The sequence below is a fragment of the Acidiplasma sp. MBA-1 genome (genome assembly GCF_000949015.1).
Taxonomy (GTDB): Archaea; Thermoplasmatota; Thermoplasmata; order Thermoplasmatales; family Thermoplasmataceae; genus Acidiplasma; species Acidiplasma aeolicum.
In genome coordinates this window covers 513,661-533,681 of record NZ_JYHS01000001.1, presented here as the reverse complement: position 1 = coordinate 533,681, position 20,021 = coordinate 513,661, and the positions used below count along the sequence as shown (strand labels likewise).

Below are 20,021 nucleotides of genomic sequence, written 5' to 3'. Positions count from 1 at the left end.
ATGTATATAATATTTTTAACAATAATGGAAGAAAAAATAGATTATTTCAACAGACACTACATGGATTATGATAAATGGTATGACCTGCATTTAAAGGAGTATAATGATCAAATAAATTTTATAAGATCGGTAATTCCTGAAGGCAATGGGATTGAAATAGGGGTTGGCACCGGTCGCTTTGCATATGCCCTGAATATAAAATATGGTATAGATATTTCAGAATCCATGGTATCACTTGCAAAAATGCGTGGAATAAATGCTCTTGTTGCATCAGCATATTCAATTCCATATCCTGATAAATATTTTGATTTTTCATTAAATATGGTTACAATTTGTTTCCTGGATTTCCCTGAAAAGGCAATTATGGAGGCAAAAAGAGTATCAAAAGATTGCATTACAGTAATACTTGATAAAAATTGTGAATACGTAAATAATATAATTAAAAATCCTGCTGGCTTTTACAGATATGCAAAATTTTACTCTTTTGAGGAGATAATGAATATATATAAAAATACTGGATTTAAACATATTAAATATAAAATTCATGATTTTTATACAAATAATAATGTTAAATATCGGCTGGTGGCAGTTTCAGGAAAATAATCAGGTGATTACATGCAACTAAAAAAGACCGTAACAAAAAAGGATGCTGTAATGATTAATCTTGGTGCAATCATAGGTGCAGGCATCTTTGTAATAATTGGTCTGGCATCCTATAAGGCGGGGCCGGCAGTGATCATATCCATATTATTTTCAGGCATTATTGCAATGTTCACCGGGCTAAGCTTTTCAGAAATTGCCAGGCACGTTGCCAAGGAGGGTGGTGTTTATGAATATGCAAAAAGTGTTGTATCGCCATCTGTGGGCTTTGTTGGTGGGTGGATGTGGACATTTGGCAATATAATAGGTATTTCTGCAGTTTCTTTAAGCTTTGGTAGCTATTTCGATGAATTGTTTGGATTGAATTATAATCCTGTAATTCTTGCAATACTTTGTATTATTACCTTTATGGTATTAAATATAATAGGCATAAAAAATTCAGCAAAAACCATAACTGTTCTTGTTATTATAAATGTTGCCGTGCTTATAATCTTCATTTTTTCAGGAATAACAAGGTTCAGTGCATCCAATTTTAATGATTTTATTCCCCATGGTTATTCTGGAATAATAACAGGCACTGCGCTTATATTTTTTGCATTTACTGGATTTTCAAGGGTTACAACAATAAGTGATGAGGTAATCAATCCTGAAAAAACAATTCCGTTTGCCATAATAACATCAATTATAATATCATCTATACTCTATATTACGGTTGCCCTTGTGCTATTAGGCCTTAAGCCCTATTATGCCTATTCAACATCGTCATCACCATTAACACTTGCAATATCATCATTGAAAAGCAGATATCTGGATATCATCATATCTATTGGTGGCGTAACCGCAACTGCAGGCGTCACCCTCACGGGGATACTTGGAACCTCAAGGGTTCTATTTGCTATGGGCCGTGACAAAGAGCTTCCTGAAAAGATCGGGTATATAGATAAATTTTCAACACCTGATATTGCAATAGTATTATCTTCATTGCTTGGCATAATATTCCTTATTTTCGTTTCATTTGGAACAATAGTTGAGGCATCAAATTCCTCGGTTTTAATTTCATATATTATAATTAATTTTTCTGCAATTGTTCTATATTATGAGTTGAAAAAAACTTCATCAGGAAATGGGATGATAAAAAGCCATTATTTTTTAATAATACCCATTCTTGGCATTTCAACAATAATATTAATAATACTCTTTATAAATCTGTACAGCCTGATGATCACGTCAATAATATTAACAGTATCAGTTGTTTATTATGCTGTGAAATCGAGATTCTATAAAGGAAAACCAGTGCCGGGGCACAGTGAGGTGAGGGCATTTGGAAGGATAATGAGGTTTTCAAAAGAATTTAAAAGGAATAAAACATAATATTTTGCTAAACTTTAATATTATAAAACAATATGTAAACATATGATAAAAATCCAGAATGACCCAATAAACATTGAGGATATCCAGAGGGAAATAAAAGACGATTATTCCGGTGCCGATGTAATTTTCCTTGGCACGGTGAGAAAGACAGACGAATCTAAAAAAAATATTAAGGCACTTTACTATGAATCATATGATGCCATGGCCGAAAAAAGCATCAATAAAATCATTGACGATGCGAAAAAAATGTATGATATAAATAAGGTTTGTGTCATACAGAGAAAGGGTTATGTTAGGCTCAATGAGATTTCAATAGGCATTGGTGTATCATCATTTCATAGAAAGGATGCATTCATGGCCTGTGAATACATTATAGATAAAATAAAGGAACTGCCACCAATATGGAAGAAGGACATATATGACGATGGAACAGAGGAATGGAAGTCTGAATTATAGGGAGGATATTTAAATGATTCTTGTCTTTGACGGCACATCTGATTCAAGGGAGCTCTGCATGCAGTTAATATCAGAAGGATATGATTTAATATGCTCTGTTGTAACCGGGGAGGCGGCAAAAAAGCTTGAATCATTAAATATCAGGCATATAAATGGAAGGCTGGACAGGCAGAATATGATTGATTTTATTAACAATAATAAGATAAATGCGGTAATAGACGCCACACATCCATTTGCTGAAAGCATCCATAAAACAGCACTGGATGTCTCAAATGAATTAAACATGCTTCACATAAGGTTTGAGAGAAAGCCGGTTAAAATTAATTCAAAAAATGTGCTTTATGCCGGTTTTAATGAAATTAATGATCTGCTTAACGATTCAAGGAATATTTTTGTAACGACAGGGATAAAAACTGTTAAATTTTATGAAATTGATGCCAGTAAAAACTATTATTTCAGGATTATACCTGATCCTGAAAATATAAGGGCTCTTATAGACCATGGGGTACCACAGTCAAACATTATTGCCATTGAGGGGAAATTGAATTATATGGTTAATTATTCAATTATGCAGTATTTTAATATAGATACAATGGTTACAAAGGACAGTGGCTTTTTATCGGAACCAAAAATAAATGCTGCACTTGACCTTGGCATAAAAACAATAATAATTAAAAGACCGGATTACAAATATAAAAATATGGCATACACATATAAAGATGTGTTAAAAATATTAAAAGAGGGTGGTATATATCCTGAATCCTGAAGAGATATATTCAAAAAGTTTTGGCATTATAAAAAATATTATGGGGCTCGATGATTCATTAAAATCAAAAATAATAATGAGGGCAGCACATGCCACGGGCGATATTGATGCCGCCAGATCAATAATATTTTCCGAAAATTTTGAAGATGGCCTGTTTGACCAGAATTATAATATAGTAACAGACATAAATATGGTAAAATACGGAATAGGCAGTAATAAAACATACTGCCATATAAATGATGATGATGTCATTGAGTCATCAAAATCCATGCATATATCAAGGTCATATATTGCCATTAAAAAGGCCTGCAGGGAAATGCCGGAAGCGGTCTATGTCATAGGTGATGCCCCAACTGCATTAATATCAATAATTGAGGAAATTAATAATAAAAAATGCAATCCCCATATGGTAATAGGGGTTCCAGTTGGCTTTGTATCTGCCCTGGAAAGCAAGCAGTTACTATTAAAAGTTAAAATACCATTTATTACTAATTTAAGCATAAAGGGAGGATCGGCAATGGGTGCTGCCATTGCAAATGCCATTTTAAGTGATAAAAATGTACATAGAGGATATACCTGAGGGAAATCTAAGATACGGATACACCACAGGTGCATGTGCAACAGCTGCAACAAAGGCGGCATTGATAGGCCTTATTACCGGAAACATACCTGATGAGGTTACCATAGAACTTCCTGTCAAAAAGAACGCTGTTTTTAAAATCAGCCATAAAAGGCTGGAAAATGATTATGCAGAGGCCTCAGTGCTAAAGGATGGCGGTGATGATCCAGATGTAACCACCGGACTTTTTATATATTCAAGGGTTTATATGTCACCCGGGAAAGATATAAAGATCCTTGGTGGAAAGGGTATCGGGGTTGTCACGCGGGAGGGTCTTCCGGTAAGGCCCGGGAATTCCGCCATTAATCCGGTTCCAATGAGGATGATAAGGGGTACTGCAATGAAGGTTCTTAATGACCATGGCATAAATAATGGGTTAAGCATACTGATATACGCTCCAGGTGGAAATGAGGTGGCCAGAAGAACCTGCAACCCAAAGCTTGGTATAATAGGTGGAATATCAATACTTGGTACTACCGGTATAGTGACACCTTTCTCAACATCATCCTGGAAGGCATCAATTGTTTTGGCCCTACGTGTGGCCATAAAAAACAGTATAAAAGACTTTGTATTTACAACCGGTGGGAGAAGTGATTCTGAGGCAAAAAAAATTTTAAATGGGTATCCAGAGGAAAGCTTTATTGAAATAGGTGATTTTGCCGGATTTTCTGTCAAGCGTGCCATGGATGTGGGTGCAAATAGTGTCACCATAGTTGGAATGCCGGGGAAAATGTCCAAGCTGGCCATGGGTTGCATGGACCTTCATGCACATTCCAGCAGCGTTGATTTCAATTTTCTGTCTGATATTGCAAAAAAAATAAAAATGGATAAAAAATTAATTGAAAAAATAGGCAATTCAAATACCGTTGCGGAGGTTATGCAGATAATCAATTATAATAATGAATTTATTAATTATCTAAAAAATTTAATAATTCAAAGACTAACAGAATACACAAATAACAGATTAAAAATAGACGCAATAATAATAAGGAGTGATAATGGTGTTTAATATTTTATATATTTTATTTATGTAGTTATGAATATAAATTAAAAAATAAATAATCACAAATTTTAAACCTCTGTGATAAATAGTAATGCTGAAAGGGTTGCCCTTGATCAAAAATTCACATTGAAAAATTCCTTTTTAAGAGGATTTCCAATGCTGGTTATTCCACCTGTTTTGCTTGTTATCATATTATACCTTCATAATTTTTATTATCTTGAATACTTCCATGTGGTTGCAGGGTCCATGTGGACCGGTATGGATCTGGTAATGGGTATTTTTTTCTCATACGTAATGAAAGGCCTTAATAATATTGAGAGGGCAAGACTGTCAACAAGAATCACACCAACAATGCTATTTTTCATGCCGGCTATTTCATCTGTAACGATCACCGCAGGCATAGAGCTGGTTATTTTTTTGAAATTTTCATTTTCGTCATTATATATTATAATAGCATTAATCATCGCCTTTATCTTATTAATTCAGGGAATTGGAATATTTCTGCCCAATGAATTAAGGGTTTACAGTGAGATACTGCATGGTGGTAAAAATGTGGAAAAAATTGTAAGGCTTACAATGTTTAACCTGAGACTTTCATTAAGCCAGGTCATTCTTCAGATAGCCATAATTTTTATCATGGCAGGCCTTGCCACAGGGGTGTTTAATTGAGAAATTCGGAACTTTTAAAAAATTTTACCATAACAATAATTTTTTCATTTCTATTAATTACTATACCGGCATTTATTGGCAATATTCTTTTAATAGACTATATACATGTCCTAATTGGTGCAATATGGACAGGCACAGATGTTTTCCTGGGTCTGATTTTTTATATAGTTTTAAACGGGCTTGATGATAATATAAGGTCCAGGGTCGCGGTAAGGATTCTGCCAATGACTCTTTATTTTATCCCTGCAGCATCTGTTATTACCCCGGTGCTGGGCTTCATACTTTCATTAAAAGAGGGTATATTTAAATTAAATTATTTATTTATACCCATAATTGCACTGGCATTTATCCTGTTTTTAATGAGCTTTATCCTAATTTTTAGATACTCGATGAAAATTTACGTTGAAAATAAAAGTAAAAATTGTATTACAAAAATTTCAGGATTCCTTAGGGTTATAAATATAACAGCATCAGTACAGCTGGTTATACAGGTTGTTATAATATCATTAATGGCGTATATTGTTGTTTTCTTATAAAATTTAAATTAGCCCTAAATATTAAGTATTTTAAGCCCAAATAATAAATGATTTAAGCACCATAAATTAATTTATGCTCATAAATTAATATTATATATCCATTATTATTATAAAAATATGGCTGATGTATACTATGATGATATAAATGTTGGGGATAGGTATTCCAGCAGTGTTGGACGGACCATTACAGATATGGATAATATATGGTTTACATTATTAACAAATAATAATAACCAGATCCATTTTAATGCAGATTATACCAAAAAGTATTATCCAGGAGAACCTTTTAATGGAAGGCTTGTTGTAAACGGAATGCTAACCATAGCAGTTGTGGTTGGCCTTGTTGTGGAATACACAAGCAAAAATGGTTTTATGCTTGGAATTGACGGAGTTAAATACATGCATCCGGTTTTCGCTGGTGATACATTATATGCAAGTGCTGAGGTCATAGAGAAGCGTGAATCAAGATCAAAAAAGGGATTCGGAATTATAAAGATTAAAACAACAGGATATAACCAGAACTCAGAGGAGGTGATTGAATTCACCAGGACATTTATGATACCAAAGAAAGAGAGTAAATGGTGATATAATGAAAACAAGGTCCCAGCTATATGTTCCGGCCAATAATGAAAAAATGGTTATTAATTCCCTAAGGTTAAATGCAGATATAATTATATATGATCTGGAGGACGCAGTACCGGATGATAAAAAAGATTCTGCAAGGTCATATATTCTGGAATTTCTTAAAACAAATATTATTAAAAAAGCTGTTGCAATAAGAATTAACTCAATGGAAACACCCTATTTTTATAATGATATAACTTCATTATTAAAAACTGATGCCAAAATAGATTATATTATGATCCCAAAGGCATGTACTGGTATAAAACATATTTACAGGCTTCTTGGCATACCTTTAATCCCCTTAATAGAAACAGCTGAAGGTTTTACAAAAATTAATGACATAGCACATGAGGATGGAGTTTCAATGATTTCATGGGCAGCTGCTGATTTTTCATTGTCAGTTTCTGGAAATATTGATGGCTATGCACAGAACACATATATTGCAACTGCCGTTGCAGTCGCTGCCAGATCAGCAGGCATATTACCAATAGATAAGGTTTACTTTGATCTAAACAATATAAACGGCTTTAGGGATGAGGCTGTAAGGTCAAAAAATCTGGGTTTTGCAGGAAAGCAGGTTATACATCCAACACAGATAGATATTGCAAACAGCGTTTATGCCCCGTCAGAAGAGGAAATAAACTGGGCAAAAATGGTAATAGAAGAATATAATAAATCAGCCTCCCAGGGCCGGGGTGCACTGAGGATCGATGGAAGGTTAATAGATTCGGTGCATATAAGGATGGCAAGAAATATACTGGATCAGGCAGATATGGACCATTAAAATAATTAAAAATTTTAATAGGGGTGAAATTAATGAGAATTCCGCCGAAACTTGAGAGTAAGGTTATGGACCCTGAGGATGTGTTTAAAAAAATATTAAAAAATAAAAAATCGATAGCATTCGGGGGCATGGGAGGGCAGTCTGTTCCAAAAATTATACCGCTAATTTTTAAAGAACATCCACAGTATTTTAAAGGAATTCAGGTTTATTCTGGTGGCGGTATGACAAAATCGTTTGATGATGCCATGAGAAATATTGAAATATCCCGGCGTTTTTATTATTTAAGTGATAAAAAAAGCAGGGATGATGTCAATAACGGGAAAACCATGATGATGGATTATAGTGTATACAAGTATTCAAAACTTTTGAGTCTTAATTCAATGGATAAAATAGATGTTGCGGTCCTTGAGGCAACAGAAGTAAACAGTAAAGGTATAATACTTTCGCTTTCAGTGGATGCAACGCCAGCCCTATGCAATGCATCAAAAAAGATAATTATAGAGATTAACAGAAGCAAGCCTGTTTTAACGGGGCTCCATGATATAACTGATATTAATTCGGTAAGGGAGCATCAGTTCAAAAAAATTATTTCCCGTATAGGAAAAAGAGAGTTAAGAATAAATCAAAATAAAATAGCAGCAATAATTTATTCTGATGGCAGTGAAGAAAGTGCAGCCTCGTACGGAAAACCTCCAGAGGAAATCAATTCAATAGCAGAGAATATTTGGAGCATGCTTGATGAAAAGATTAAGTTTAAAAACACCATGCCAGTTCAGGTTGGGGCCGGGTCCATAGCCTCCTCACTTATTGATAAATCACCATTTAATGACCTAAAAATATGGTGCGAAATAGCACCTGCAAGATGGACTGAATACATTGGACATAAAATCAAATACATAAGCGCATCCGCAATTTATACACTACAGGGAGAGGAAGTTTACACAAAAAAATTTATGGAAAATTATCTTGATTATTCAGGAAATATTGTTCTCAGACCAAATTACATTACAAACAGTCCCGAGATAATTTCAGGTCTGGGTGTAATAGTATTACAGCAGGCAATAGAAATTGATATTTTTGGATCGGCCAATGTTTCCCACATAAGAGAAAATATATACAATGGTGTGGGTGGTTCAATAGATTTTTGCAGTTCAGGTAAGTATGTTGCCATTGTGATGCCATCCACTGCCATGAATGGAAAAATATCCAGAATAGTGCCGATGCTATCATGTGTTGACATTCCAAGAATGCTCGTCGATTTTGTTGTAACTGAGATAGGAATTGCAGATCTTCGCTGGAAGGACCCAAGGGAAAGAGCTGTGGAGATTATAAAAAATTGTGTACACCCAAATTTTAAAGATTCATTACTAAGGTATATGAATTACTTAAATGCCGGACATTTACCATATAATATAAATGAAATTATAAAATGGAATAAAAATTAATATGATTTTGGCATGTTTAACACATTATGGCCCAGATATGATAGAACCAGATTATTTGTTATGGGCGCGACCTTATATAACCTTGCCTCCCTGAATTTTCTTTCTATGCCTGTATCAACAGCAACCCCATATCCACCATAAGTATCCATGGCAACATTGGCAGCCTGCCATGCATATTCTGATGCCAGATATTTTGCAGAATTTGCAAGCTCGCCAACAATTTTAATATCCCCACCGGAATCATAGAGTGATGCAGCCTGCCATCTTAATGCAGATACGGAGAGCATCTTTGCATATATATCAGCTATTGGGAACTGCACACCCTGATTTTCACCAATGGGCCTGTCAAATACCACCCTTGATGATGCATAACCTGCAGATTTTTCAATAAACCATCGCATATCTCCTATGCTTTCCGATGCGATTAGGATCCTTTCGGGATTAAGCACGTGCATTAAGTATCCAAAACCCCTGTTTTCCTCTCCAATTAAATTTTCTTCGGGCACCGTTATATTATTTATAAATACCTGATATGTCTGGCTATTAAACATTGTTTTAATTCTGGTGTATTCTATTTCTTTCTTTTGTTCAGGGCCCAGCAAAAATAGGCTTATACCATCTGTTTTTTTCTGGACATCATCATACCTTTTGGTTCTTGCAACGATTAATATCCAATCAGATTCCTCAATTCTGGATGTAAAAATTTTCTGGCCATTTATTATATAATTATTCCCATCCTTTTTTGCAAAGGTTTTGATTTCAGGCGTATTTGATCCTGCATCGGGTTCAGTAAGCCCCATGCTCTGCATTCTAATTTTCCCGCTTCCCAGTGCTGGAAAAAGTTTCTTTTTCATTTCCACACTTGCGAATTTTGACAGTAGCCATGACATGTAATACTGGCCATGAAAGGGCTGTGAATTCCCACCTGATGCATTAATCTCCTCAAGAATAAGTGATGCCTCCCTTATTCCAAGACCGGCACCACCATATTCAACTGGTATTGGAACATTAAAAAGGCCCAGTTCAGTAAATTTTTTCACAAACTCCTCTGGATAAAGATGTGACTCATCCAGTTTCGCCCAGTAGTTTTCACCGTATTCTTCAAGCATACCCCTGATGGAATTCAGGAGAAGATTCTGTTCTTCTGTAAGATCCCTTGGATAATTTAAAACCATGTAATATTAATAAAAAAATAAATTTAAGTATTACTATAAGAAAATAAATATATCAGGCTGATATTGTCTCGAGCTGCTGCCTTGTGGCTATGGAACCACCAACAACAAGTATTATTCCAGCTATAAATGTTGTTATGCCTATAAATGTGAAACCACCAAAGAAACCTATCTGGGCAACCCATAGTGGAAGATAAAGAGCACCAATTGCCCCACCTATATGCCCAAGCCCATCTCCCATGGCGAAACCTGATGTACGTGCCCTCGTAGGGTAGCTTTCGGATGTGTACATGTATGCTATGCCGATTAAAAAGGCCAGTGAATAGGATGCTATGAAGCTTCCAGAAATAAGTGCTATTGAATTTATTCTGCTACCAAATATAACCATGCCAATCAGCCATAAAATTGATCCTATAAAGACTATGTATTTCCTCTCTATTTTATCAGATATAACCCAAGACGATAATGCACCAACAGGATATCCAATTGCACCTATGGCCAGATAAAGGATTGAGCTTGCCAGTGAAATGCCTGAATCTGAAAGTATTGTTGCAGCATCTCCAAGAAATGCATAGTTTCCAATGTACCACAGACCCCACCATAGCCCAAAAACAAGCATTCTTAATCTGTATGGCTTTTGCCATAAATAATAAAATGATAGCCTCGTCGTTTCTGTTTTAACGTTTATTTTATTTATTTCATCATCAGTAAGAGCAGGAAGCTCCTCACCCTTTTGTTTTAAGTACTGCTCAAAATGGGATACAACGTCATCAGCCTTATTCAGCTCGCCATGGCTTACAAGCCATCTGGGAGATCTTGGAAGCTGGGCCCTTAAAATTACAGCAATGACTGCTATTAAACCGCCAATAAAGAATAAAAGCCTCCATCCAAAATAGAATGGCGGCACAATTGCAAGTGCCACAAAAGGTGTGACAGCCTGACCAAGAATACCAAGGAAAAATGTTATCTGTGCAAGATGCCCGCGTCTGTCTGCAGGTGCAAATTCGCCAATATATGCAGGAATTAGATTTAAATCTGCACCGAGGCCAAGGCCTGTAATAAACCTGAAGATTATAAGCATGTCAAGATTTAGGGATGCGGCATCTCCAAAGGAACCAAGTGCCATTAAAGCCATGGTTAGTATTAACATGGGATACCTTCCATACCTGTCTGAAAGATATCCAATTATAAAGGATCCTATAACATATCCTATAAGACCTATGGATAGTGCAAGAAACAGGCTTTCGGAACCTGTTAAATGAAACTGTGGGGCTATTGCTGGCATGGCAAATCCTATATCGGTAACATCATAAAAGGTGAAAAAATAACCAATGGCTATTATTGCTAGAAAAGATGGTGGTAGTGGCCATTTATCTATTCTCTGCATTCTTGCTATTATAGATTTGGCTTCAAACTCTTTATTATTTGCTGCCATAAAATATTAATTTTATGATATATTTAAACATATTTAAAAGGAATAAATTATTATAATTAAAATTTACTATATTTATTTAATTTATTCGTTATTTATTCTTACTGTATAATATTAAGTAATAAAAAAATACATAATAAAATAATAAATTAACATTAAATATTTATTGTGCTTAAAAATTTATAATTCATGCCTTCAAATTTTGATAATGAATATGCAGAAAAGATATTGAATGGATATAATGTACTGGATTTTACAACCAATATATCTGGTCCCAGTGCAACAGCAATTTTAAGCGACCTTGGTGCAAACGTAATAAAGATTGAGAAACTTCCAGGCGGTGATGATTCAAGATCCATGGAACCCTCGATTGGAGATAAATCTGCATATTTTATTGCAATTAACAGGGGTAAAAAATCCCTGGCGGTAAACATAAAAACCAGAGAGGGACGCAAGATACTGAATAAAATTATAATAAATTCTGATATTATTGTGGAAAATTTTCGCACGGATACTGTTAATTCTTTGGGTCTTGGATATGAAAATATTAAAAAAATTAATGATAAAATTATATATGCATCAATAAGGTCATATGGAAACACAGGTCCATTAATGAACAATCCAGGATACGATGCAATCATACAGGCTGAAACTGGTATAATGAGTGTGAATGGTGCCAGAGCTGGAAAGCCGGCAAGGGTGGCCGTTTCAGTTCTTGATGTGGGTTCTGCCATGTGGCTTGCCATGGGGATACTTGGTGCAGTTATTTATCGTGAAAGAACAGGCAAGGGAATGGAGGTAACTACATCACTTTATGAGACTGGACTTTACTGGATGAATTACTATATAGAATCATATCAAATAACAAAAAAAATACCCAAAAGGGCTGGAAGTGAGCATATGTCCTTTGCACCTTATGGTGCCTTTTTGGCTAGAGATGGATATATTGTCATAGGAATTTCCAACGATAATCTTTTTTCAAGGCTTTCCGAGGCAATTGGAATGCCGGAACTTAAAAATAATCCAGACTACATAACAAACAGGGAAAGGGTCAGACATAGAAAAAAATTAAACCGCCTGCTTGGATCAGTGTTTATTAAAAATACAAGTAGATACTGGATGGATTTATTAAAAAGATACAAGGTTCCGTGTGCAAGGGTAAAAGATGTAAGTGAGGTATTAAAAGATGGGCAAACGAGTGCAATAAATCCATTTCAGGTTATAAATGAAAGTGGTCGTAAATTGAAAATCCAACCAGTGCCGTTTAAACTAAATAATAAATATTTTAAAATAGAAAGACCATCCCCAAGTAATGGAGAAAATACATATGAAATACTTTATAAACTTGGGTACAGTCAGGATGAGATAAAAAAATTAACCTCACTTGGCATAATAAAAATCTAGATTTTCCTGATTCGGAGTTCAATATCCTCATTCTTTTTATATTCAATAAGATTAAAACCAGTATAATCCAGTATTTTTATAAATTTTTCAATGTCATAATTGAACCTATTCGAATCCAGAATTAACTTAACCTCGTCGTTTGTATATATATCAAAATATAAACCCTTAAGTGAGCCGATAAGATAATTGAAAGGATCACCACCACATGTTATTCTTCTGTAATCCTCTATGATCATAAATGAATAAAGCCACAGGAAATAAAAATAATATGTTACAAATATTATTACAAAATTATCATAAATGTTATTAAAATAACGAATTCAATATATAATAATTTTTATTAATGCAATTTTTGCATGTTTCAATATATTATTATTTTAATTTATAATATATAATACGGTGATTAATATGGCCGTTAAGCTTGGTGATAAGGCACCAGAGTTTGTTGTTAATACAACCAAGGGACCGCTGGCTCTATCTGACTTCCGTGGTAAATGGATTGTTCTGTTTTCACACCCTGCTGATTTCACGCCGGTGTGCACCACAGAATTTATGGGATTTGCGGAAAGATATGATGAGTTTAAAAAGTTAAATGCAGTTCTAATAGGTCTAAGCGTTGATAGCCTGCAGAGTCACATAGAATGGCTGAAAGACATAAAGGAAAAATTTGGTGTAGATATTCCATTCCCGGTGATAGCAGACATAAATAAGGAGGTTGCTAGCCAATATAATCTCATAGATGAAAAGGCAGGCAACACGGTTAGGGGTGTATTTATAATAGACCCCAACGGCATAGTCCGCTGGATGATATATTATCCGGCTGAAACTGGAAGGAATATAAACGAAATCCTAAGAAGCCTTAGGGCCCTGCAGCTGAACTGGGATAAAAAACTAGCCACTCCAGTGAACTGGAATCCAGGGGATAGGGGTATAGTACCACAGCCGTCCACACTTGAGGATGCATATAAGAGGATAAACAGCGGAGAAAAGGTTTGGTATCTTAAATACCAGGAGGTTTAAAAATTTAATTTAATTTTGATATTTCCTCCTCTATTTTTTTATAATCAGGCTCCTTTGAGGCATCCTCACTAACCCATTTATACCTTATAATCCCATCCTTGTCTATAACAAATACAGATCTTTTTGACGCCGACAGATTTTTTATGTTCAAAAAGCTATCATAAAGGGCCCCATACTTTTTGGATATTTCCCTTCCGGAATCACTTAAAAGATCAAACTGAAGTTTGTTTTTTTCTGCAAATTCCTTCAATGAAAATGGAGAGTCAACGCTTATGCCTATTACCTTTGCCTTAAATCTGTTAAAATTTGCCATTGAATCCCTGAATGTGCACATTTCCTTTGTGCATACAGATGTAAATGCCCCAGGGAAAAATGCAAGAACCACTGTATTTCCCTTAAAATCAGACAGTTTCCTCATTTTTAATCCAGTGTCAGGCGCTTCAAAATCCGGTGCTTTCTCACCAACATCTACCATGATATTTTAATATATATGAATATAAAAATATAATGTATTTGAAATAATTAATTAAAGCAAAATAAAATAATTCCCAAATAGAAATTATGGTGGATAATTTTATTTTTTTTACCTTATGCTTAGATTTTTTATAATTATACAGATAGCAAGGGCCTTAAACTCTATTAATCATTAGATAACATATTAATAAAATTTAATTATATATTTATCAGATAAAGCAAGTTTATAAATATAAAAATATTATCATTGTAATGAATATAAATAATGACATTTTAAATGAAATTAGGCAGGCGGCAGGAGAAAATAATGTTCTCCAGAACCTTGAGGAAAAAATACCCTATAAAAATGACGCCTCTTATATGCCCGGAAGGATACCAGAGCTTGTAATTATACCTGAGAATTCAGATCAGATTTCTAGAGTATTAAAATTATGTACTAAATATAAAATTGATGTAACGGTTAGAAGTGGTGGAACATCACTAACAGGATCAAGTGTCACCAATTATAATGGCATTATAATAAATACCATGAAGATGGATAAAATACTGGAATTAAACATAGCAAGCAGATATGTTGTATGCCAGCCAGGGGTAAGGCTTGATAACCTAAATGAATATTTAAACAAATACGGATTTTTCTATCCACCTGATCCCGCCAGTTCAAAGGCATCAACTGTTGGTGGCACCATTTCAACCAATGCCGGTGGGCTCAGGGCAGTAAGATACGGTGCAACAAAGGAATGGGTTCTTGGCACTGAATTTGTGACGGCCACGGGTGAAATTATAAGAACTGGAGAATATACATTAAAAAGGAGTGCTGGATATGATCTTACTGCACTTATTATAGGCAGCGAGGGCACTCTCGGTGTTCTAACAGAGGCTATATTAAAAATTGAGCCACTTCCTGAAAAATATGGCAGAATACTGTCATTTTACAATGATATTTATGATGTTGGTTCCGCCCTTAGCGCTGTAAAGAATGCGGGTATTACGCCATTAATTGCCGAATTTATGGATTTAAAAACCATTAATTCCATAAGGGATAAGTTAAACATAAAAATACCGGACTACACACAGTTCATGCTAATGGTTGATATCGATTCAACTGAGGCCTCCCTTAAAGGAAAAATTGAAAATGTGGAAAAAATTATCAAAAATTACACAAAGGATGTTTTAACAATAATGGATCAAAAAACAATGGATGAAATATATAAGGCCAGAAAGGGTGCCTATTCAGCACTGCTCAACCAGCGTGAGAAGAAAAATGAAATAGTAATAATAGGCGATGTCATAGTTCCCGCCTCAGAACTGCCTGCCACACTGAAGGAGATTAAAAATGCTGTGGACAAAATGAAGATAAATGTAAGCCTTTTTGGTCATATTGGGGATGGCAATATACATGCAAATATATTTGCAGATAACACAAAAACCGGACTTGAAAAGGTTGAAAAATTACAGATGGAAATTGCCATGGCAGCCATAAGGCATAAGGGATGTGTATCAGCAGAACATGGGATAGGTACTGAAAAAAATAAACTTCTATACGAGGAGTATAAGGAAAGAAATTCCCTTTATTCACTGGAATTAATGAAGAGGATTAAGGCAGTATTTGACCCGGAGAATATAATGAACAGGGGTAAGATATTTTATGACTAAAAATCAGATTCTAAAAATTACTGATGAATGCATAAAATGTGGTTTCTGTGAATCTGTATGCCCAACACTTCCTGCAGCAGGTTACAATTCAATAAAGGGTGCCAGGGGAAGGATCATTCTTGCACAGTTTGCAATAAATACAGGGGAAGAGCTCCAAATTTCAGATTCCTTTTATTCATGCCTTGACTGCTTTGCCTGCCTTCAGGTGTGCCCTGCAGGCGTTAACGCTGGAGAGTTAAGCCATTTAATGAAGGAGGAAATTGCAGAGAAGCATATTAATGGTAACAGGGTGGACATAGCGGACATGATTAAGGAAACAATACTTAGATTCAGAAATCCCCTGGGATTAAATATGGAATCCGCAGAATGGGCATCATCAATAAATTTTGATGAGTCAGATACAATTCTTTTCACAGGTGATATGTACCAGCTTATGGCATATACGAAATTCATAAATTATGTAAGAAAATATTTTGATAGAAATCTATTTAATGCATTTTCAAGGTTAATATCAAGGCATCCTGATTTAATAAAACTCTCAAGGCATTTCTATGACATTAATATGAAGAATAAAATGGAAAATAATTTAAGGAATATTGTAAGGTTGTTAAAAATGTCCGGTGTAAAATTTAATTACCTTCGCGAAGATGAGGATTATCCAGGAATGTTTCTTTATGACCTTGGCTATATAAATGAATTTAAAAAATATGCAAATAATGTTTATAATAAACTTAAAAAATTGAATGTTAAAAAAATAATATGCATAGACCCGCATACATATGATTTGATGAAAAATATTTATCCGGAATACATAAAAAATTATGACCTTGAAATTTATTATTATACAGATTTAATTAACATGAACTTTGAAAAAACCAGTGAGGAAATAACTGTGCAGCAGCCATGCCATATTGTACTTCATAAAAATAATTACAGGGCCCTTGATATACTTAAAAAATCTGCTAATGTTAAACTAAATGAGCCGGAAAACCTTACATCCTGCTGTGGTGGCCCAGATGAACTATTATTCCCAGAAATAGCATCGGAAGTTTCATATAAAAGGTATAATAACTTGAAGCAAACAGCTGGCAAGATTATTACAATATGCCCGCTATGCTACAATAATCTTTCATATGACGAAAATGTAATCGATTTTTCTGATTTCATGATTAAATTAATAAAATAAACATTATTATTGCATTTATTCATTATGATTTATGAAAAGGGTATCTGGTATAATACTTGCCTCAGGGGAATCAAGAAGATTTGGTGAAAACAAATTATTTTACAAAATCAATGGTAAAATGCTTATAGAATATACAATTGAGAATGCCAGGAATTCATTGTTATATGAAAAAATTATTGTTTTTAATCCTGCTGTAAATTACAGTGTTCTTAATCTAAATGGGTTCAAGATTGCCATCAATTATGATTATAAAAACGGAATGTCAACATCAATAGCAGCCGGATTAAGAAAAGTAGAAAATAACATCGATGGTGTTATGATACTTCTGGGGGATTCCCCATTAATAGATCAAAACATAATTAACAGGATGATTAATATATACAGCCAGAATGATGCGGGCATTGTAAGTGCATATAATTCTGGAATTCCTGTAAATCCTGCAATATTTTCATCTAAATATTTTAATGACCTATTAAATCTTAAAGGTGATGTTGGAGGCCGATTTATTCTAAGAAACCATCCAGAAGACATAATCAGGGTGGAGATTGATAATAATGCACTTTTAGATGTCGATACAAAGGAGGATTTAAAAAAAATATTTAAAAATTGATTTTTAAGGTGTTGCAGTAACAAACAATTACTTAATAATGATCGTGTTTGAATCCTTAACTCATAGTTGTTTAATCAAAATATAGTTACACCTGAAAAGCATATAAAATGTTTAATGTTAAAATAAAATAGATAATTTATAATTATATATCTTATTAAGGTAATATTAATGAGCCTAATTTTTATCATTCAGGTATAACTGTTTTATTACCAAGTGATTTTATAACTATATTAGTGAAAAGATGATCTATACCTTCAATGGATTGAATTTTAGAAAGTATGTAATAAAGATCATCCTGGTTCTTTGCATATCCTCTTAGAATCAAATCATATTCTCCTGTTATCATATCTACCGATGAAATTGAACTTATTTTCATAAGCTTGTATGCTATTTTTTCTGAATTATTTGCATTTACAATACGTACCATGGTTATAAATGTAAGATTGTATCCAAATTTAGCCATATCTATATTGCAGGCAAAGTTTTGTATAATACCAGAATCCAGCATTTGAGTTATTCTTTTTTTTACTGTTGGCTGGGAAATGCCAAGTTGCCTTGATATATCCTTTACAGATATTCTACTGTTTCGTATCAATATTTTTATGACCATTCTATCAATGGAGGAAATTTCGTGTTGCATAAACAATTAATTCAATATTATTTAAAAAAATATCTTTTTTTTTAAATTTTTTATAAAATTATCAAGTAATATTTTTATTTTATTAAATTATTTATTCAATTATTTTCTTAACATTTAAATATAAACTAATTTTTATTTTTATCATGGAAAAAATGAATATATTAAATAAGAACTCAGTCAGTACAAGTGGCCTTATTTTTCAGGGAATGGGTCAACTTTCACCAATAGGTATATTTGGGGGTTCTATTTTAGGTGCTGCTGCTTTTGCACTTGGTGCAACTCCATTATCCTTTATAATAGGCCTTTTGGCATCATTGCTTGCAGGAAATTCAATATACCAGTATTCTAAAAAGATGGCCAGTGCCAGAGGATATTACGGATATATAGGTGATGGCCTTGGTCATATTGCTGGATCATTTGCTGCATTTCTTTACATACTTTATGAATTTGCGAACTTACTTTTTATTCTAGGTTATTACATACTAACGTTTTCTCCTACACTTGGGTATATAACAAGCATAAGCATACCAGATTACATTAGCTATATTTACATTGTTTTGATTTCTATACCTGCGTTTTATGTAGTTTATAAAGGTATAAAACCATCTTATAAATCTCAAATTGTTGTAAATATGATTCAGATTATTTTTGTGGTTACAATATCAATTATCATAATAATATCTTCACCAAAAATCGGTGCAATACCATTTACGACGTATAATATTGGTATAAAAGGAGTATTCCTTGGATTTATAACGGGGAGCTACCTTTCTTTTGCAGGATTTGGGTCAATAGTTCCTTTAGGTGAGGAGGCAAAAGCACCAAGAAAATCAATAGGAATGGCTGTGTTGGCAATAATCCTAATTATGGGTTCAATATATCTTCTCGGCTCCTATGCAATGGTTGCTGGGTGGGGATTAAATAATATGGCATCTTTCAGCAATAGTATCTTCCCAGGATTCATAATAATATCAAAATTTGGATCTGTGCCAAATGGCATATTCTTTTTATTAAATTTCTTTGTTGTCTATCCACTATTTGTTACAATGGCAACAGCACTTTCTAGAAATATATATGCTATGGCAAGAGATGGACTAATATCATCACGTTTATCCACAGTCCATAATAAAAATAAATCGCCCCATGTTGCATTAATATACATAATTATTATATTCTTTGTTCTATCGGGCTTATCTTCAATGATTTTTTATTATGTTGAGGGTGGCTTTTTTAATGGATTTTTTGACGATTTCCTATTTTTTGCAACAGTAAGTACTGTAACAACATTAATAATTCATGTGATGCTTAATTTTTCTCTGTATTCCAAATTTAAAAATGAGGGAGAAAAAACATTAAAAAAGATATCAACCCATATTATTATGCCATCAATATCAACAGTAATAGTTGCTCTTGCAATTTATTATTCCATCTCATCACTCACATTTCCCATAGATCTGGGTCCATTTGTGATTCTTGCCTATGCCATATGTGCCATTTTATACATATACGCTGGGAAAAAATATAAACTAAAATTAGATTTTAAGGAGGAATAAC

22 protein-coding genes are annotated in these 20,021 nt (G+C 33.9%); 17 read left to right on the top strand and 5 right to left on the bottom strand.

Features of this window, described 5'->3' with window-relative positions; translation table 11 throughout:
• The first annotated feature begins 24 nt into the window (after positions 1–24).
• From TZ01_RS02690 to TZ01_RS02640, 11 genes are all read left to right on the top strand, one after another.
• Positions 25–603, top strand: a complete 579-nt coding sequence (locus tag TZ01_RS02690) for a class I SAM-dependent methyltransferase (RefSeq protein ID WP_048101374.1) — start codon at positions 25–27, stop codon at positions 601–603.
• A gap of 12 nt (positions 604–615) precedes the next feature.
• Entirely contained in the window at positions 616–1,971 is a 1,356-nt protein-coding gene (locus tag TZ01_RS02685) for an APC family permease (protein WP_048101232.1), read from the top strand.
• Positions 1,972–2,013: 42 nt separating this feature from the next.
• A complete protein-coding gene (locus TZ01_RS02680) occupies positions 2,014–2,427 on the top strand; it encodes a molybdenum cofactor biosynthesis protein MoaE (protein WP_048101231.1) in 414 nt (137 codons plus the stop codon).
• Positions 2,428–2,440: 13 nt separating this feature from the next.
• Positions 2,441–3,193 carry a precorrin-6A reductase gene (gene cobK, locus TZ01_RS02675; protein WP_048101230.1) on the top strand — a complete coding sequence of 251 codons (753 nt, stop codon included), beginning with the start codon at positions 2,441–2,443 and terminating at the stop codon, positions 3,191–3,193.
• Positions 3,171–3,773, top strand: coding sequence for a precorrin-8X methylmutase (locus TZ01_RS02670; protein WP_048101229.1), 603 nt, complete (start codon positions 3,171–3,173; stop codon positions 3,771–3,773). The genes cobK and TZ01_RS02670 overlap by 23 nt, the downstream gene beginning before the upstream one ends.
• Entirely contained in the window at positions 3,751–4,821 is a 1,071-nt protein-coding gene (locus TZ01_RS02665) for a cobalt-precorrin-5B (C(1))-methyltransferase (protein ID WP_048101228.1), read from the top strand. The genes TZ01_RS02670 and TZ01_RS02665 overlap by 23 nt, the downstream gene beginning before the upstream one ends.
• 72 nt (positions 4,822–4,893) lie before the next feature.
• A complete protein-coding gene (locus tag TZ01_RS02660; protein WP_052656701.1) occupies positions 4,894–5,484 on the top strand; it encodes a hypothetical protein in 591 nt (196 codons plus the stop codon).
• Complete coding sequence (locus tag TZ01_RS02655; RefSeq protein ID WP_052656700.1) at positions 5,481–6,020, top strand: hypothetical protein; 540 nt, start codon at positions 5,481–5,483, stop codon at positions 6,018–6,020. Before TZ01_RS02660 ends, TZ01_RS02655 begins: the two co-directional genes overlap by 4 nt.
• 117 nt (positions 6,021–6,137) lie before the next feature.
• Positions 6,138–6,605, top strand: a complete 468-nt coding sequence (locus TZ01_RS02650; RefSeq protein ID WP_048101227.1) for a MaoC family dehydratase — start codon at positions 6,138–6,140, stop codon at positions 6,603–6,605.
• A 4-nt stretch (positions 6,606–6,609) separates the two neighbouring features.
• Positions 6,610–7,428 (top strand): CoA ester lyase, encoded by an 819-nt coding sequence (locus TZ01_RS02645; RefSeq protein WP_048101226.1) that lies wholly within the window; start codon positions 6,610–6,612, stop codon positions 7,426–7,428.
• A gap of 32 nt (positions 7,429–7,460) precedes the next feature.
• Complete coding sequence (locus tag TZ01_RS02640; protein ID WP_048101225.1) at positions 7,461–8,873, top strand: acetyl-CoA hydrolase/transferase C-terminal domain-containing protein; 1,413 nt, start codon at positions 7,461–7,463, stop codon at positions 8,871–8,873.
• On the opposite strand, the gene TZ01_RS02635 is transcribed toward TZ01_RS02640, so the two are convergent.
• On the bottom strand, positions 8,870–10,048 hold the full coding sequence (locus TZ01_RS02635; RefSeq protein WP_048101224.1) for an acyl-CoA dehydrogenase family protein: 1,179 nt from the start codon (positions 10,046–10,048) through the stop codon (positions 8,870–8,872). The genes TZ01_RS02640 and TZ01_RS02635 overlap by 4 nt on opposite strands.
• 52 nt (positions 10,049–10,100) lie before the next feature.
• Positions 10,101–11,480 carry an MFS transporter gene (locus tag TZ01_RS02630; protein ID WP_048101223.1) on the bottom strand — a complete coding sequence of 460 codons (1,380 nt, stop codon included), beginning with the start codon at positions 11,478–11,480 and terminating at the stop codon, positions 10,101–10,103.
• 186 nt (positions 11,481–11,666) lie between these two features.
• Here TZ01_RS02630 and TZ01_RS02625 point away from each other — a divergent pair, with 186 nt between their 5' ends.
• On the top strand, positions 11,667–12,881 hold the full coding sequence (locus TZ01_RS02625) for a CaiB/BaiF CoA-transferase family protein (protein WP_048101222.1): 1,215 nt from the start codon (positions 11,667–11,669) through the stop codon (positions 12,879–12,881).
• Here the strand turns inward: TZ01_RS02625 and TZ01_RS02620 are convergent.
• Positions 12,878–13,117: a hypothetical protein gene (locus TZ01_RS02620; RefSeq protein ID WP_048101221.1), complete on the bottom strand. Its 240-nt coding sequence runs from the start codon at positions 13,115–13,117 to the stop codon at positions 12,878–12,880. The genes TZ01_RS02625 and TZ01_RS02620 overlap by 4 nt on opposite strands.
• Before the next feature lie 172 nt (positions 13,118–13,289).
• On the opposite strand from TZ01_RS02620, the gene TZ01_RS02615 reads away from it, so the two are divergent.
• On the top strand, positions 13,290–13,901 hold the full coding sequence (locus TZ01_RS02615; protein ID WP_048101220.1) for a peroxiredoxin: 612 nt from the start codon (positions 13,290–13,292) through the stop codon (positions 13,899–13,901).
• Positions 13,902–13,905: 4 nt separating this feature from the next.
• Here the strand turns inward: TZ01_RS02615 and TZ01_RS02610 are convergent, their stop codons facing one another.
• A complete protein-coding gene (locus TZ01_RS02610) occupies positions 13,906–14,376 on the bottom strand; it encodes a peroxiredoxin (protein ID WP_048101219.1) in 471 nt (156 codons plus the stop codon).
• Between the two features lie 251 nt (positions 14,377–14,627).
• Between TZ01_RS02610 and TZ01_RS02605 the strand changes: the two genes are divergently transcribed.
• Genes TZ01_RS02605 through TZ01_RS02595 form a run of 3 tightly spaced genes read left to right on the top strand, consistent with a single transcriptional unit; the run spans position 14,628 to position 17,827 of the window.
• Positions 14,628–16,031: an FAD-binding oxidoreductase gene (locus tag TZ01_RS02605; RefSeq protein ID WP_048101218.1), complete on the top strand. Its 1,404-nt coding sequence runs from the start codon at positions 14,628–14,630 to the stop codon at positions 16,029–16,031.
• The gene (locus tag TZ01_RS02600; protein WP_048101217.1) at positions 16,024–17,217 is read left to right on the top strand and encodes a (Fe-S)-binding protein; all 1,194 of its coding nucleotides are present in this window, start codon (positions 16,024–16,026) and stop codon (positions 17,215–17,217) included. The genes TZ01_RS02605 and TZ01_RS02600 overlap by 8 nt, the downstream gene beginning before the upstream one ends.
• A gap of 31 nt (positions 17,218–17,248) precedes the next feature.
• A complete protein-coding gene (locus tag TZ01_RS02595) occupies positions 17,249–17,827 on the top strand; it encodes an NTP transferase domain-containing protein (RefSeq protein WP_048101216.1) in 579 nt (192 codons plus the stop codon).
• 184 nt (positions 17,828–18,011) lie between these two features.
• Here the strand turns inward: TZ01_RS02595 and TZ01_RS02590 are convergent, their stop codons facing one another.
• Positions 18,012–18,467 (bottom strand): Lrp/AsnC family transcriptional regulator, encoded by a 456-nt coding sequence (locus tag TZ01_RS02590; protein WP_082180426.1) that lies wholly within the window; start codon positions 18,465–18,467, stop codon positions 18,012–18,014.
• Between the two features lie 143 nt (positions 18,468–18,610).
• On the opposite strand from TZ01_RS02590, the gene TZ01_RS02585 reads away from it, so the two are divergent.
• Positions 18,611–20,020 carry an APC family permease gene (locus tag TZ01_RS02585; protein ID WP_048101214.1) on the top strand — a complete coding sequence of 470 codons (1,410 nt, stop codon included), beginning with the start codon at positions 18,611–18,613 and terminating at the stop codon, positions 20,018–20,020.
• Position 20,021 lies beyond the last annotated feature (1 nt).

Excerpts from the sequence above, each read along its gene's own strand:
- TZ01_RS02690 (WP_048101374.1), top strand. The coding sequence starts at position 25 with ATGGAAGAAAAAATAGATTATTTCAACAGACACTACATGGATTATGAT.
- TZ01_RS02685 (WP_048101232.1), top strand. The coding sequence starts at position 616 with ATGCAACTAAAAAAGACCGTAACAAAAAAGGATGCTGTAATGATTAAT.
- TZ01_RS02680 (WP_048101231.1), top strand. The coding sequence starts at position 2,014 with ATGATAAAAATCCAGAATGACCCAATAAACATTGAGGATATCCAGAGG.
- cobK (WP_048101230.1), top strand. The coding sequence starts at position 2,441 with ATGATTCTTGTCTTTGACGGCACATCTGATTCAAGGGAGCTCTGCATG.
- TZ01_RS02665 (WP_048101228.1), top strand. The coding sequence starts at position 3,751 with ATGTACATAGAGGATATACCTGAGGGAAATCTAAGATACGGATACACC.
- TZ01_RS02650 (WP_048101227.1), top strand. The coding sequence starts at position 6,138 with ATGGCTGATGTATACTATGATGATATAAATGTTGGGGATAGGTATTCC.
- TZ01_RS02645 (WP_048101226.1), top strand. The coding sequence starts at position 6,610 with ATGAAAACAAGGTCCCAGCTATATGTTCCGGCCAATAATGAAAAAATG.
- TZ01_RS02640 (WP_048101225.1), top strand. The coding sequence starts at position 7,461 with ATGAGAATTCCGCCGAAACTTGAGAGTAAGGTTATGGACCCTGAGGAT.
- TZ01_RS02635 (WP_048101224.1), bottom strand. The coding sequence starts at position 10,048 with ATGGTTTTAAATTATCCAAGGGATCTTACAGAAGAACAGAATCTTCTC.
- TZ01_RS02630 (WP_048101223.1), bottom strand. The coding sequence starts at position 11,480 with ATGGCAGCAAATAATAAAGAGTTTGAAGCCAAATCTATAATAGCAAGA.
- TZ01_RS02625 (WP_048101222.1), top strand. The coding sequence starts at position 11,667 with ATGCCTTCAAATTTTGATAATGAATATGCAGAAAAGATATTGAATGGA.
- TZ01_RS02620 (WP_048101221.1), bottom strand. The coding sequence starts at position 13,117 with ATGATCATAGAGGATTACAGAAGAATAACATGTGGTGGTGATCCTTTC.
- TZ01_RS02615 (WP_048101220.1), top strand. The coding sequence starts at position 13,290 with ATGGCCGTTAAGCTTGGTGATAAGGCACCAGAGTTTGTTGTTAATACA.
- TZ01_RS02610 (WP_048101219.1), bottom strand. The coding sequence starts at position 14,376 with ATGGTAGATGTTGGTGAGAAAGCACCGGATTTTGAAGCGCCTGACACT.
- TZ01_RS02605 (WP_048101218.1), top strand. The coding sequence starts at position 14,628 with ATGAATATAAATAATGACATTTTAAATGAAATTAGGCAGGCGGCAGGA.
- TZ01_RS02600 (WP_048101217.1), top strand. The coding sequence starts at position 16,024 with ATGACTAAAAATCAGATTCTAAAAATTACTGATGAATGCATAAAATGT.
- TZ01_RS02595 (WP_048101216.1), top strand. The coding sequence starts at position 17,249 with ATGAAAAGGGTATCTGGTATAATACTTGCCTCAGGGGAATCAAGAAGA.
- TZ01_RS02590 (WP_082180426.1), bottom strand. The coding sequence starts at position 18,467 with ATGCAACACGAAATTTCCTCCATTGATAGAATGGTCATAAAAATATTG.
- TZ01_RS02585 (WP_048101214.1), top strand. The coding sequence starts at position 18,611 with ATGGAAAAAATGAATATATTAAATAAGAACTCAGTCAGTACAAGTGGC.